Source organism: Stenotrophomonas sp. SAM-B, from assembly GCF_013387485.1.
GTDB classification, from domain to species: domain Bacteria; phylum Pseudomonadota; class Gammaproteobacteria; order Xanthomonadales; family Xanthomonadaceae; genus Stenotrophomonas; species Stenotrophomonas maltophilia_AA.
Genome location: NZ_JABBXB010000002.1, coordinates 458,417 through 471,526, shown reverse-complemented (window position 1 = coordinate 471,526; position 13,110 = coordinate 458,417). Strand labels below are relative to the sequence as shown.

Below are 13,110 nucleotides of genomic sequence, written 5' to 3'. Positions count from 1 at the left end.
CAGGCTTATGCGTGGGCTCGAATCGGGGCCGGCGGCGCGGCGGTCCACCAGGCGGGTCCGCCCTGGACGTAGGTCGGCGGGGAGAGGCCATCGTCCACGCAGCGCTGCATCAGCGCATCGCGATAGGACACGGTCACGGCATGCACGCCCTTGCCCACGGTGCCGGTGTACCACGCGGTAATGATCGCCAGCGCTGCGGGCCTGGCCTCGCCCGCGGCGGCGACCAGCGCAGTGGCACCACTCACCTGCCCGGCCAGCGTAACTAGCGCGGGGAACTGCGCATGCAGCTCAGGCTGAAGGTGGGCGAACGCCTTTTCGATCCGGTCGGCCGTGGCCGGATCCAGATCGGTCTTGCCGGTGAGGGCATGGGAGAGGTCGAGGAAAGCGGTATCGGCCTTGGCCGCAGGGGCCGTCGCAGCAAAGGTTGCTGCAGGAGGCGCTTTGTCACCGCAGGCCGCGAGCAGCGACACCGAACTGACCGCCAGCAGGAAGCCTCTTCGTGTGAGGCCGTGCCCCCGCCGATTCTCGTCCAGTCCCTCGGGAATACTCATGATGTGAACTCTGCTCCGTAACACGCCGGCTCCCCGCCCGTAGACCACGGAACGGCTAAGCATCGACGGCGGCAAGGGTACTCCATGCGGTTGTCATCACAGAGTGATCATCGGGTTGATCACGCATCGCCAACGGCGTCAGCGTTACAAACCGGGTTCGTCATCAATGCCGGAGAATCGCCATGCGAATCGTGTTGTTGAGTGCCCTCGCGGCGCTCGCGCTGTCGGCCTGCAGCCAGGGCGAGCGTACCGAGCAAGGCAAGCATGCCGATGCGATCGAGCAGCCTGCAGCGGCCACCGCGCCTGCCGACAACGCATCCGCCCGCAATGTGCCCGGGGGCGGCAGTGGCACGGCGGCTTCCGAAGAGCAGGACTCCGGCCATGGCACCGAGACCTCCGCGGAGCCGAAACACGCGTCACCACCGAAGCCGTAACGCTCATGACGCCGCTCGATAAGCCACTGCGCCGGGAAGTCCAGATCGGCGACGAGAGCTACACGCTCACGATCGACCCGGAGGGCATGAAGCTGGTGCCCAAGGGCAAGCGGAACGGTTTGACCCTGAAGTGGACGGAACTGGTGAACGGTGATGCGGCGCTGGCCACGGCGCTGCAGGCTTCGGTTTCCGCGAATTGAATTGGTTAGGCAGTGAGCGTGCTGCGTTACCGTCTCTCGGCACGCTGACGGTGACTGAATCGCAGCTGCGTGCTGATTCCACAGCTTCTGGGTGCTAGTTGCGATAGTTGCGTCCGCGAAACAGGTTGCTTGCGACAGCATTTTCAACTAATAGTCTATTTGTTCTGCTGCCTCTATTGTTTTTCTCTATATCGAGGCATTGGTGGTGCGCAGCCTTGTACGGTCTCGCCTCCTTTGTTGCGGGATTGCTGTAAATGGCTGACACGACTAACGCTGCTCTTTCTTCGCGTCAGGCCGAGTGGCTACCGATGTTTCTGGTGGTCAATGCCGCGCTGTCCGCGATCCCGGTGATCACGAATCTGCAGTGGCCCACCGCGATGGACGCGCGGGTATTTACCGTTGTTGCACTGGCTGCGCAGGTCGGCACGGCAATGGCAATATGCGGCCTGCCAGGTCTCCTGATTGGAATGATCAGGCCACTTCGCGCCTGGGCGCTGCCAGCCGTCGTCACCCTTACTACCTTGTGGTGGGTGGCGCTACTGATCGATGCACGTGTCTTCCATCAGTTCGGCTTCCATATCAACAGCTTGGTAATTGCCTTGGTGCTGAATGGTGGACTGCTGGGACAGCTCGGGCTGTCCCCGGGGTTCTGGCTCGCCGCAATGGTCGGGACAGTTACCTTCGGGATGGCGCAGCTCTTTTTCGCCCGCTGCCTGCGGGACCCACGTGTCCTTCGGCTACGCGGGCGATGGCTTGTGCTCGTGCTACTGCCACTGGTGCTTGCTACCCAGGCTTTGGGCATCTGGTATGACGCACGAGGGCGTACAGATGCAATGGCTGGCCTTCGCGCCATTCCTTGGCTTCACACTGCAACGGCGCGTCGACATCTGGTCGAGCTGGGCTGGGCGGTCGATGATCGTTCGCAGCGCTCGTTAGCGGAGCAGCCGTCCCAAGGTGCCGCCCTGCTCTATCCCCGCAGGCCACTCCAGTGTCAGGCGCAGCAACCTCTCAATGTACTGATGATCGTGGTCGACTCGCTCCGCTACGACATGGTCACCGGCGAGCAGATGCCGCATACGTTCAGCTTTGCCGCTACCGCATGGCAGGCCGGACAGCACTACAGCACCGGCAACAACACAATGCACGGCCTGTTCGGGTTGTTCTATGGCCTGCCGGCGATGCATACCAACACCATGATCCACCACCGGCGTGGACCGGAACTGCTGCGTCAGTTAAAGCGGCACGGATATGCCTACCATCTGTATGGGGGTGCCTCACTGCATGGTGCCCGCATGGACCGTGCTGTGTTCGTCGAAACCGACGCGCCGTTGCATACCGCGCCAAGCCATGTTCCGCAGGATATGCGCGACCGCCATGTGGTCGCACAGATGGTCACCGCTCTGCATGCACAGCCGTCGAGTCAGCCGTTCTTTGGCTTCATCCTCCTGGACAGCGCACACACGCCCTACGCCGTGCCTGCGGACGCAGAGCAGCGGTACATGCCGCAGGCCGCAACAGGGGCTCACCTGAAGACGGGACGTTCCACCGATCCAGTTCCATTATTCAATCGGTATCGCAATGCCGTGCTCAAGGCCGATACGCTTATCGGCAGTCTATTGAAGACCTTGGATGACACCGGTCTAAGCGAGGACACGGTGGTGATCATTACGAGCGACCACGGCGAATCGTTCAACGACCTGGGCCAGAACGATTGGGGGCACAACAGCAACTTCAGCGATGTGCAGACCCGCGTGCCGATGTTGGTACGCTGGCCCGGCCGCACCCCGATATTGGAGTCGGCCGTCACCAGCCACATGGACATCGCACCCACCCTGATGCGGCACCTGTTGTCCTGCACCAACCCGCCGGCGGAGTTCTCCGCCGGGCTCGACCTGTTCACGGACCTGCCGGCGGAGCGCCCCCTGCTGGTCGAATCATGGACGACCCGTGCGGTACGCGCCGGCTCGCAAACACTCCTGATACGCCCGTACGGCATCGATGTGCTCGGCAACGACTACCTGCCGGTCGAAAATGCACGCCCGCCTGACCACACGAGTGCCGTCATCCTCGACCAGATGCAGCTGCTGCAGCCAGGCGCGGTGCAGGCGGCTGCCGCCCGTGCAAGCCCGGCGGGCTGAGCGGGAGACGCACGCATTTCATCTGGTGCATTCAGAATCGCCACTGGTCCCGGGAACCCCGTGGCCGGCGTCCGTTTTCGGCTGCTGAACACCCGATCCGGCATCAAATCCCAGGATCAGGGACAATACCCGCCCACCGTCTGCCCCGGCCTGCCGGTGAATGCCCGCCCAGGCGGCCATTGCGCGGCCGTCCATGCCTGCCTTCCTGCCGCTTTTCCGGATCCGAATTGAATACCACCGCCCTGCCCCTTGCCGATGACGACCTGCCCCTGACCGACCGCCTGCGCACCGCGCTGGACCTGCTGGAGGCCATCGAAGCCGACCGCAGCGTGCTCGATACGCTGCCGGAAGCCGACCGCGTCCGCCTTCACCAGGTCGTCGCCAAGGTCTACCACCCCGAGCCCAAAGCCCGCCGGGCGAAGCTGAAGCAGCAGGCCAAGGCGCGTCATCAGGAGAAGGTGGCCAAGGCCGAGGCACTGCTGGAGCAGACCGGCATCCGCGCCCTGCGCCGCAAGCCGGTGTTCAGCACCCCGAACTATTTCCCGCCGCACGCCGCGGGCCTGCACGATGCCTCCAACGGTGAGCATGCCGACGCCACGCCTGAGCCGGTGCATTCGCCGGAGCTGCGCCACTGCTATGTCTGCAAGCAGAAGTTCACCCAGCTGCATCACTTCTACGACCAGATGTGCCCGGCCTGCGCCGAGCTGAACTTCTTCAAGCGCACCGAGACCGCCGACCTGACCGGTCGTGTCGCGCTGCTGACCGGTGGGCGGGTCAAGATCGGCTACCAGGCCGGCCTGAAGCTGTTGCGTGCCGGTGCGGAACTGATCGTGACCACGCGCTTCCCGCGTGACTCGGCCGCCCGGTACGCCGAAGAGCCGGATTTCGCCGAATGGGGTCACCGCCTGCAGGTCTACGGCCTGGACCTGCGCCACACGCCGAGCGTGGAAGCCTTCTGCAACGAACTGCTGGCCACGCGGTCGCATCTGGATTTCATCATCAACAACGCCTGCCAGACCGTGCGTCGGCCGCCGCAGTTCTACGCGCACATGATGGCGGGTGAAACCGCTCCGCTCCAGGAGGTGCCCGATACGCTGCGCAGGTTGATCGGCGATTACGAGGGGCTGCGCAGCGCCGAGCTGCTCGGCACCACCGGGTCGGCCGCGCTGCCGGTGGTCCAGGGCCGCGACTTCAACGCCGCCAATGGCCTGACTCGTGCGGCCGAGCTGTCCCAGGTCCCGCTGCTGGACGATGAGCTGGTGGCCCAGCAGCACCTGTTCCCGGACGGGCGCCTGGATCAGGATCTGCAGCAGGTCGATCTGCGCGGCCGCAACTCCTGGCGCATGCTGATGGCCGAAGTGCCCTCGGTGGAACTGCTGGAAACCCAGCTGGTCAACGCCATCGCGCCGTTCATCATCAATGCGCGCCTGAAGCCGCTGATGCTGCGCACGCCGGGACGCGACAAGCACATCGTCAACGTCTCGGCGATGGAGGGGCAGTTCTACCGCAACTTCAAGACCACCCGCCACCCGCATACCAACATGGCCAAGGCCGCGCTGAACATGATGACGCGCACCTCGGCGGCCGATTACCAGAACGACGGCATCCACATGAACAGCGTCGACACCGGCTGGGTGACCGACGAGGATCCGGCGGATATCGCGGCCAAGAAGGTCAAGGAAGAGCGCTTCCACCCGCCGCTGGATATCGTCGATGGCGCCGCGCGCATCGTCGATCCGATCATCCACGGCATCAACACCGGCGAGCACGTCTGGGGTCAGTTCCTGAAGGATTACGCGCCCACGGACTGGTAACTGCATCCGGAACGGCGTTTGACGCGTATGGAGTGGACAGAAGGCCGCTGGCCCCCGCCCCCCTCCGATACGACATGAGTCCCCCACCCTCCCCCCTGGATGAAAGACGCGCGGTGCTGAGCGCCATGCAGGTCGACAGCGTCGCGTCGCTGCCTGCGCTGGACCGGCTCACCGCGCTTGTTGGCTACACCTTCAACGCGCCGGTGGCGTTCGTCTCGGTCCTGGGGGATGTGAAGCAGCGCTTCCTTTCCCGGATCGGTCTGCCCATGGCGCAGACCGATATCCGTTCGTCGATCTGCGCCCACGCCGTCACCTCCGACGGTGTCCTGGTCGTCCCGGATCTCGAGCAGGACGCTCGTTTCCGGGACAACCCGCTGGTGACCCACAGTCCCCACCTGCGTTTCTATGCGGGCGCGCCGCTGGTAGCCAAGAATGGCGTCGCCATCGGTGCGCTGTGCGTCATGGACACTCGTCCGCGCACCTTTGACCCGCGCGATCAGGAACAGTTGGCCACCTTGGCGGAGCTGGTGATCGCACAACTGGAGCTGCGCAACCTCTCCGGCAACCTCGATCCGGTCAGTGGCCTGCCCAGCCGGCACCAGTTTCATGCGGATCTGCCGGGCATTCTCTCGCGCTGTGCGGATGGAAGGGCTTACGCCGTCGCGGTGGACGTGCTGGATATTCCGCGCGCCAACCAGGTGGGCCAAGTGCTGGGGCTGCGCCCGTTGGAAGCACTGATCCGGCGTGCCGGCGTCCGTCTGCGCACCGCGCTGGAGGACGCCGCAACGGTGTACCACGTCGGGGTGACCCGCTTCGCGTTCGTGGTCGACATGCCGGCAGCAGGCCATGTCGAGAGCCTGGTCCTGGAGCTGAGGACGCGAATGCTGCGCCCGTTGATGGCTGCCGCGGTACCGATGTCCCCCCGCTTCCATGCCGGCATCTGTGCCGTCGATGCGGATGAGCAGGACAGTCACGACGTGCTGCGACGACTGCTGGTCAGCATGCAGGGCGCGTTCGACGCTCGCCAGGCGCTTTGCTGGTACTCCGAACAACGCGACGAACGGATGCACCGCGCCTACCGGCTGGCCTCGGATGCCGAGCGCGGGCTGCAGAACGGTGACTTCCATCTCGACTACCAGCCCCGTTTCACCCTCGACGGTCGGCGCCCGGTCTCGGCAGAAGCCTTGATCCGCTGGAGCCACCCCACCCTGGGGCCGATCAACCCGGGCGAGTTCATTCCGGTCTTCGAGCGGACCGCATTGATGGACGAGGTGACGACCTGGGTGCTGGACACTGCGCTGGATCAAGTCCAAGCGTGGCGCGCCCAGGGACAGGACATTCCAGTCTCGATCAATCTGTCCAGCAGTTATCTGTCCAACGCATCGGCATGGCATGACATCCGCAGCAAGCTCGAGCACAGGGCGCTGCCGTTCTCGATGATCGAACTGGAGATCACCGAGGGCGAATGGCTGCGTCCGGGGTCACCGGCGATCGACCACATCGCGGCGATGGCGGAGGCCGGCATCAAGGTGGCGATTGATGACTTTGGCAGTGGCTACAGCAACTTCAGCTACCTGTCAGACCTTCCTATCCACACCGTAAAGCTGGACAAGTCGCTGATCGATGGCATCGCTGACAATCGGCGCGCACGCGCCAAGGTGTCCGCCATCCATCATCTGGCCCATGAGCTGGGCTATCTGACAGTGGCCGAAGCGGTCGAGCAGGAAGCGCAGATGGACGTTCTGGCCGACATGGGGATCGACGAAGTCCAAGGCTATCTGCTTGCGCGGCCCATGTCCCCGCCCGCGGTGAGGCAGGTGTTCGAACAGGGCGCGGGCGTCAGAGCTTGAACACCTGCTGCAGCTTGCGGGCGAACCAGCCACTGAAGACCAGCGGCGCATCCAGCGCTGAAACGCAGATGCACGCCACCCCGGGGGTGGTCACCGGCTGATGTTCGACCTCACTGTCCAGATCGGCCACATCGCCCGGTGCGAAGTGCCCCAGTGAATCGTCATAGGCACCGCGGAGGATCTGGGTCAGCTCGCTGTTGCCATGGCTGTGCATGGGCAGGCATTTACCGGGCGCGATCTTCAGCATGATCAGCGACGGCAGGTCCGGGGCGCGGATGCAGTGCACACCCGGCGCCATCCACCGCCATTTGAGCGAGCGGTAAGACGTCCCGAAATGCGGTGCAAGCGCGGAGGGCAGCCGATCCGGATCGTGCGTGCCCACCCGGCTGCGCTCGACCTCAACCGGCGCCACCGCGGGCGGCGTCGGCGCATCCAGCCTGCCCAGCATTGCCTCCCGCAGCGCCGCCTGCCGATGTTCTTCCGCTGGCGGCGACCCTTGCTGCTCAAGCAGCACCCCGCCCAAGCGCTCGGCCGAGCGCAGCTGCTCCCGGCACTGGGGGCAGGACTCTAGGTGCGCGGCGGCAACCACGGACATCTCCGCTGCCAGCGTGCCGGTCGCAAACGCGAGCACGGTGGCCGGATCCAGGTGGTGGCGAGGATTCACCGCTTCTCTCCCATCAGCGACTGCAGTTGCAGGAACGCCCGCCGGATGTGTGATTTGACCGTTCCCAGGGGCATGTTCAATTCGTCGGCGATCTCGGAATGGGTCTTTGCTTCGAAGTACGACATCCGGATCAGCCGTGCCTGTGTGGCGGAAAGTTCGTCCAGCCGTTGCTTGAGCCGGACGTGCTCGGTGTGCAGCTCGGCCAGGGAGCCCCGCCCGTCATCCTGCTCGGCAGCCTGCTCGACCACCTCGTGGGCATGCACCCAGATGTGTTCCCGCCGCACGCGGTCGATATGCAGGTTGCGGGCGATCCGGTACAGCCAGGTGCCCAGGCCGCTTCGGGAAGGATCGTAGAGATCGGCGCGGTTCCACAGTTTCAGCAGAACCTCCTGGGCGAGGTCCTCCGCCACCGCCTGAGGCGCTCCCAGTCCACTGAGATACCGGCACAGGCGCGGCATGAAGTGGTCGTAGATGCGCATGAAACACTCACGGTCACGCGCGCCGGCCACCGCGGCCACATCCGCAGCCCAGGTCTTCAGCTCCGCAGTGTGTTGCGCGGGAATGGCACTCATCCGGGCCGCCTCGAAAGGCGTCAACCTTGCAGCAGAGGGGTCGGCGTCCATCCTAGGCCAGTTCCGGGCGATCGGCGACTTGGGGTTCATGGCCGGTTGTACGGGCAACGGGGCGGATTGGATGCAGGCGCCTCCTGCCGGTGCCCTGGCTGCTGATATAGTCAGCCGGGCATGGCGGGCACGGTGTCCGGCCACGAATCACAGGGAGCGGGTCATGGGTCTTCGTCAGGCAGTGGCAGGGGCAGTCGGTGGCGTTCTGGCCGACCAGTGGAAGGACTTCTACACCGTGCCGACGGGCCTGCCCTCCACGGCAGCGCTGTTCGCGGCCGTGCCGCGCGGCACCAATGCCGGTCGCGGGTCGAACACCAGCGCCTCCTCGAACATCATCACCAACGGCTCGAAGATCGTCGTTCCGGAAGGCTATGGCCTGCTGCTGTTCCAGGACGGCGCGATCACCGGCTTCGTCGCCGAACCGGGCGGCTACGAGTGGCGCTCCGACGATGCCAACTCGCAGTCGATCTTCGCCGGCGACGGCTTCGTCAGCCCCCTGATCAAGCAGAGCTGGGAACGCTTCAAGTTCGGCGGCCAGCCCGGGTCCCAGCAGGCGGCCTTCTTCGTCTCGCTGAAGGAACTGCCGGACAACCGCTTCGGTACGCAGTCCGAGATCTATTGGGACGACGGCTTCCTCGGCACCCAGGTCGGCGCGGTCACGCGCGGCTCGTACACGCTGAAGATCGTCGATCCGATCCTGTTCGTGAAGAACTTCGTGCCGGCCAGCTACCTGCAGCCGGGCCAGGTGTTCGATTTCACCGATCTGGACAACGCCGCCGCCAGCCAGCTGTTCAATGAAGTGGTCGGCTCGCTGGCCCCGGCCTTCAGCCTGTATACGAACGATCCCGGCAAGGGCAACCGCATCACCAAGCTGCAGCAGGATTCGCTGGGCTTCGCGCAGAGCCTGTCCGCTGCCGTCGAGCAGGGCTACCAGTGGGAGTCCGATCGTGGCCTGGCCATCGTCAAGACCGCCATCGTCTCGATCGAGTACGACGCCAACACCCGCGAACTGCTCAAGACCGTGCAGCGCGCCGATGCCCTGGCCGGCTCGCGCGGCAATTCCAACCTGCAGGCCAGCGTGGCCCAAGGCATCCAGTCGGCCGGTGAGAATGGCGGCGCGGCGGGCCTGGTCGGCGTGGGCATGGCCTCGGGCATGCTCGGGGTCGGTGGCATGCAGCAGCCGGTCGCTCCCGCAGCGGACGATCCGGTCGCCAAGCTGAAGAAGGCCAAGGAGATGCTCGACCTCGGCCTGATCACCCAGGACGACTACGACAAGCTCAAGGCCAAGGCGCTGGGGCTGTAAGACACCGAGCGCACCGACACCATGTCCGACCCCAAGATCCCACCGCCGATCCCGGCGGCTCCGCCGCCGTTGCCGCCTTCCCCGGCAGCACCGGTCACCGGCCCGGGCTCGCCCCGGGACGTGCCACCCCTGCCCGGCAGTTTTCCACTGGACCCGGAGACCCTGCCCCAGCCCATCCGCGATGAGGTGCAGGCGCCCGACCCGGTCGCGCTGGACACCTCGGCGGCCGAGCTCAAGGACGGCCTCAACCGCTGCCCGAAGTGCGGCTCCAGCGATATCCGGTTGAAGCTGGGCAGCGATCTGCTGGTCTGCCAGTTCTGCCGTCACGAATGGCATGGCGACCGCGTGGAGGAAGCCTTCGGGTTCGGCGAAGGCATTGGCGAGCTGCGCGGCACGGTCGTCGCCTCCGGTGCGCGCGACATCGAGGCCGATACCGCCAGCCTGATGAGCTTCAAATGCACCGGCTGCGGTGCCGAAGTCACCATCAACACCGAGAGCACCATGACGGCACGCTGCCACTGGTGCCGCCATGTGTTCGGGGTCAACGAGCAGATTTCCAATGGCGCGGTGCCGGATGCGGTGCTGCCGTTCCATATCAGCAAGGACGATGCCGTCGCGCGGATCCGCCAGTTCGTGGACAAGCGCCGCCTGTTCGCACTCAAGGCGTTCAAGGACCAGTTCACGCCGGAGAACGTTACCGGCGTCTACCTGCCCTACATGATCGTGGACAGCAACGTCAGCGCCAGCGTGTCCGGCAAGGGCGAAATCCAGACCCGGCAGTACACGCGGGGCACCGAGAAGAACAAGCAGACCTACTACGACGCCGATGTCTACCAGGTGGATCGCCAGGTGGATTTCACCGTGGACGATCTCACCATGGAATCCTCGGCCGAACGCGGCAACCTGGATACGCAGGCCAACACCAACAACATCATCAATGCGATCCTGCCGTTCGATACCAAGAACGCGCTGAAGTGGAACGCCTCTTATCTGGCGGGCTTCACCTCGGAAAAACGCAACCTCGACGTGGAGAAGCTGCGGCCGCGACTGGAAGATCAGCTGCTGTCGATCGCCCGGGCGCAGGTCGAGGGCTCGGTGCGCCGCTACGATCGCGGTGTGCGCTGGGAGCGCGAGCGCGTGGATGTGCACGGTACCCGCTGGGTGTCGATGTACCTGCCCGTGTGGCTTTACTCGTATCACCAGCCTGGCCGCAACGGCGGCATGCTGCACTACATCGCGGTGAATGGCCGCACCGGTGAAACCATGGGCAGCGTGCCCGTGCAGCAGTGGAAGCTGCTGCTGGCGGCGCTCACCACCGGCACGATCATTGAAGCCCTCGTTCTCTTCTTCCTGGTAGCTGCCTCATGAGCGATGACAGTGGACTCTGGCTGCTTGCCGCCGGCCCGGCCGGTGCGACGGCGTTGTACTGGGCGTTGTACCGGTACTACCGCAACACCGACAAGTCGCATGCGTTCGAGCATGAAACGACCATTGAAGCCAAGCCGGTGACGGGCGCGGACCGCAAGGTCGATACCGTGACGGGGACGCAGGAGCGACGCATCCGGGGTGACAATGTCGGTGCCTATCGGACACGGGTGCAGCGCGACAGGGACAGCCCGCCACCCTTGTGACGCGTCACGGGCGCGTCTCGACGAACCCGGGCGGTATCATGTGGCGTCAGTTTTCCGTAGGACGCCCCCATGCGCACGCTCTACCCCGCGATCACGCCCTTCCGCACGCATCAGGTGCCGGTCGATGCCCTGCATACCCTGTTCATCGAGGAGTGCGGCAACCCGGACGGCATCCCGGTGGTGTTCCTGCATGGGGGCCCGGGTGCAGGCGTATCGCCGGTCCATCGTCGCTTCTTCGATCCGGCGCGCTACCGTATCGTGCTGATCGACCAGCGCGGCAGTGGCCGCTCCACGCCGTTCGGTGAGCTGCGCGACAACACCACCCAGCACCTGGTGGCCGACGTCGAGATCATCCGCGCCCTGCTCGGCATCGAGCGCTGGCTGGTGTTTGGTGGCTCGTGGGGGTCCACCCTGGCGCTGGCCTATGCACAGGCGCACCCGGACCGCGCGACGGGCGTGATCGTGCGGGGCGTGTATCTCGGCCGTGCCGAGGAAAACCGCTGGTTCGCCGAGGCTGATGGCGGTGCGCGATGGGTGTTCCCGGAACGTTGGGCGCGCTACGAGGCGCATATCCCCGAAGACGAGCGCGGCGACATGATCGAGGCCTACTGGCGGCGGCTGGACAGCCCCGACCAGGCGACCCGTATCGCCGCGGCGCAGGCCTGGCTCGGCTGGGAAGACCACGCCGCCACCCTGGTGCATGACGTCGATGCAGTGTCCGGTGATGATCCGCTGCACACGCTGGCCAAGGCGCGCATCGAAGCACACTACTTCCGCAACCATGCCTTCCTCGATCATGGGCAGCTGCTGCGTGATGTCGACCGCATCCGGCATCTGCCGGGCGTGATCGTGCAGGGCCGCTACGACATCATCTGCCCGGCACGCAGCGCGTGGGACCTGGCCTGTGCCTGGCCGGAGGCCTCGCTGCAGATGGTGCTGTCCGGCCACAGCGCGATGGAACCGGCGACCGCCGATGCCCTGGTGCGCGCGACGGATGCGTTCGCAGACCGTCAGTAAGGAGGCGTAGTGGATTCGATCTACGTGGTGGTGGCGCTGGGTGCCATCGTTGCGGGCTTTGTGCAGGGACTGTCGGGCTTCGCGTTCGGGCTGGTGGCGCTCTCCTTCTGGGCGTGGGTGCTCGACCCCAAGCTCGCGGCTACCCTCTCGGTGTTCGGTGCCCTGACCGGCCAGCTGCTGGCGGCCTTCACCGTGCGCCGCGGCTTCAATCTGAAGACCCTGCTGCCCTTCGTTCTGGGCGGACTGGCCGGGATTCCGCTGGGCGTCTACCTGCTGCCGATGCTCGACATGAACTGGCTCAAGGCCATCCTGGGCACCCTGCTGGTGCTGTGGTGTCCCGCCATGCTGCTGTCCCGCCAGCTGCCACGGGTCACCGCGGGCGGGCGCGCGGCGGATGGCGTGGTCGGGTTTGCCGGCGGCATCATGGGCGGGCTCGGTGGCTTCACCGGCACCCTGCCGACGCTGTGGTGCACGCTGCGCGGCTACGAGCGCGATGTGCAGCGCTCCATCGTGCAGAACTTCAACCTGTCGATGCTGCTGGTAACCATGGGCACCTACGTGGGCACCGGCATCGTCACCCGCGAGATGCTGCCGATGTTCGCCATCGTCGCGCCGGCCATGTTGATCCCGACCCTGCTCGGTACCCGCCTTTACATCGGCATCAGCGACGTGCGGTTCCGGCAGATCGTGCTGAGTCTGCTGACGGTCTCGGGGATTGTGTTGCTGGCGTCGTCGCTGCCGGTGCTGCTGGGCTGGCGCTGAGCCGGCCGGGTTACAGCGGCAGGCGATTGCCGACAACGTTGACCGTGAATCGGGATCGACGCGCAAAGATGGCGAATGACGTCATAACCCACAATCAGGGCAAATGAACGGCCGGCAGCATCG

13 protein-coding genes are annotated in these 13,110 nt (G+C 65.4%); 10 read left to right on the top strand and 3 right to left on the bottom strand.

Features of this window, described 5'->3' with window-relative positions:
- Nucleotides 1-5: 5 nt before the first annotated feature.
- Nucleotides 6-551 carry a sugar dehydrogenase complex small subunit gene (locus tag HH110_RS06365; RefSeq protein ID WP_176988879.1) on the bottom strand — a complete coding sequence of 182 codons (546 nt, stop codon included), beginning with the start codon at nucleotides 549-551 and terminating at the stop codon, nucleotides 6-8.
- 182 nt (nucleotides 552-733) lie between these two features.
- Here HH110_RS06365 and HH110_RS06360 point away from each other — a divergent pair, with 182 nt between their 5' ends.
- The 5 genes from HH110_RS06360 (at nucleotide 734) to HH110_RS06340 (ending at nucleotide 6,987) form a co-directional block, all read left to right on the top strand.
- Nucleotides 734-985 carry a hypothetical protein gene (locus HH110_RS06360; RefSeq protein ID WP_176988878.1) on the top strand — a complete coding sequence of 84 codons (252 nt, stop codon included), beginning with the start codon at nucleotides 734-736 and terminating at the stop codon, nucleotides 983-985.
- A gap of 5 nt (nucleotides 986-990) precedes the next feature.
- Complete coding sequence (locus tag HH110_RS06355) at nucleotides 991-1,185, top strand: hypothetical protein (RefSeq protein ID WP_176988877.1); 195 nt, start codon at nucleotides 991-993, stop codon at nucleotides 1,183-1,185.
- Nucleotides 1,186-1,439: 254 nt separating this feature from the next.
- Nucleotides 1,440-3,323 (top strand): sulfatase-like hydrolase/transferase, encoded by a 1,884-nt coding sequence (locus HH110_RS06350; RefSeq protein WP_176988876.1) that lies wholly within the window; start codon nucleotides 1,440-1,442, stop codon nucleotides 3,321-3,323.
- Nucleotides 3,324-3,550: 227 nt separating this feature from the next.
- Nucleotides 3,551-5,137, top strand: coding sequence for an SDR family NAD(P)-dependent oxidoreductase (locus tag HH110_RS06345; protein ID WP_176988875.1), 1,587 nt, complete (start codon nucleotides 3,551-3,553; stop codon nucleotides 5,135-5,137).
- Nucleotides 5,138-5,262: 125 nt separating this feature from the next.
- A complete protein-coding gene (locus tag HH110_RS06340) occupies nucleotides 5,263-6,987 on the top strand; it encodes a bifunctional diguanylate cyclase/phosphodiesterase (protein ID WP_176988874.1) in 1,725 nt (574 codons plus the stop codon).
- Here HH110_RS06340 and HH110_RS06335 read toward each other — a convergent pair.
- Nucleotides 6,977-7,651, bottom strand: coding sequence for a ChrR family anti-sigma-E factor (locus tag HH110_RS06335; protein WP_176988873.1), 675 nt, complete (start codon nucleotides 7,649-7,651; stop codon nucleotides 6,977-6,979). The two genes, HH110_RS06340 and HH110_RS06335, sit on opposite strands and share 11 nt — an antisense overlap.
- Entirely contained in the window at nucleotides 7,648-8,274 is a 627-nt protein-coding gene (locus HH110_RS06330) for a sigma-70 family RNA polymerase sigma factor (RefSeq protein ID WP_176988872.1), read from the bottom strand. The genes HH110_RS06335 and HH110_RS06330 overlap by 4 nt, the downstream gene beginning before the upstream one ends.
- A gap of 163 nt (nucleotides 8,275-8,437) precedes the next feature.
- On the opposite strand from HH110_RS06330, the gene HH110_RS06325 reads away from it, so the two are divergent.
- The 5 genes from HH110_RS06325 (at nucleotide 8,438) to HH110_RS06305 (ending at nucleotide 12,987) form a co-directional block, all read left to right on the top strand.
- On the top strand, nucleotides 8,438-9,577 hold the full coding sequence (locus tag HH110_RS06325; protein ID WP_176988871.1) for an SPFH domain-containing protein: 1,140 nt from the start codon (nucleotides 8,438-8,440) through the stop codon (nucleotides 9,575-9,577).
- Nucleotides 9,578-9,598: 21 nt separating this feature from the next.
- A complete protein-coding gene (locus HH110_RS06320; RefSeq protein ID WP_176988870.1) occupies nucleotides 9,599-10,945 on the top strand; it encodes a TFIIB-type zinc ribbon-containing protein in 1,347 nt (448 codons plus the stop codon).
- Nucleotides 10,942-11,208 (top strand): hypothetical protein, encoded by a 267-nt coding sequence (locus HH110_RS06315; RefSeq protein WP_176988869.1) that lies wholly within the window; start codon nucleotides 10,942-10,944, stop codon nucleotides 11,206-11,208. The genes HH110_RS06320 and HH110_RS06315 overlap by 4 nt, the downstream gene beginning before the upstream one ends.
- A gap of 69 nt (nucleotides 11,209-11,277) precedes the next feature.
- A complete protein-coding gene (pip, locus tag HH110_RS06310) occupies nucleotides 11,278-12,225 on the top strand; it encodes a prolyl aminopeptidase (RefSeq protein WP_176988868.1) in 948 nt (315 codons plus the stop codon).
- A gap of 9 nt (nucleotides 12,226-12,234) precedes the next feature.
- Complete coding sequence (locus HH110_RS06305) at nucleotides 12,235-12,987, top strand: TSUP family transporter (protein ID WP_176988867.1); 753 nt, start codon at nucleotides 12,235-12,237, stop codon at nucleotides 12,985-12,987.
- Nucleotides 12,988-13,110 lie beyond the last annotated feature (123 nt).

Bases quoted from the DNA above. Each gene is read 5' to 3' on its own strand.
- HH110_RS06320 (WP_176988870.1), top strand. From the start codon at position 9,599: ATGTCCGACCCCAAGATCCCACCGCCGATCCCGGCGGCTCCGCCGCCG.
- HH110_RS06360 (WP_176988878.1), top strand. From the start codon at position 734: ATGCGAATCGTGTTGTTGAGTGCCCTCGCGGCGCTCGCGCTGTCGGCC.
- pip (WP_176988868.1), top strand. From the start codon at position 11,278: ATGCGCACGCTCTACCCCGCGATCACGCCCTTCCGCACGCATCAGGTG.
- HH110_RS06340 (WP_176988874.1), top strand. From the start codon at position 5,263: ATGCAGGTCGACAGCGTCGCGTCGCTGCCTGCGCTGGACCGGCTCACC.
- HH110_RS06365 (WP_176988879.1), bottom strand. From the start codon at position 551: ATGAGTATTCCCGAGGGACTGGACGAGAATCGGCGGGGGCACGGCCTC.
- HH110_RS06355 (WP_176988877.1), top strand. From the start codon at position 991: ATGACGCCGCTCGATAAGCCACTGCGCCGGGAAGTCCAGATCGGCGAC.
- HH110_RS06350 (WP_176988876.1), top strand. From the start codon at position 1,440: ATGGCTGACACGACTAACGCTGCTCTTTCTTCGCGTCAGGCCGAGTGG.
- HH110_RS06315 (WP_176988869.1), top strand. From the start codon at position 10,942: ATGAGCGATGACAGTGGACTCTGGCTGCTTGCCGCCGGCCCGGCCGGT.
- HH110_RS06325 (WP_176988871.1), top strand. From the start codon at position 8,438: ATGGGTCTTCGTCAGGCAGTGGCAGGGGCAGTCGGTGGCGTTCTGGCC.
- HH110_RS06330 (WP_176988872.1), bottom strand. From the start codon at position 8,274: ATGGACGCCGACCCCTCTGCTGCAAGGTTGACGCCTTTCGAGGCGGCC.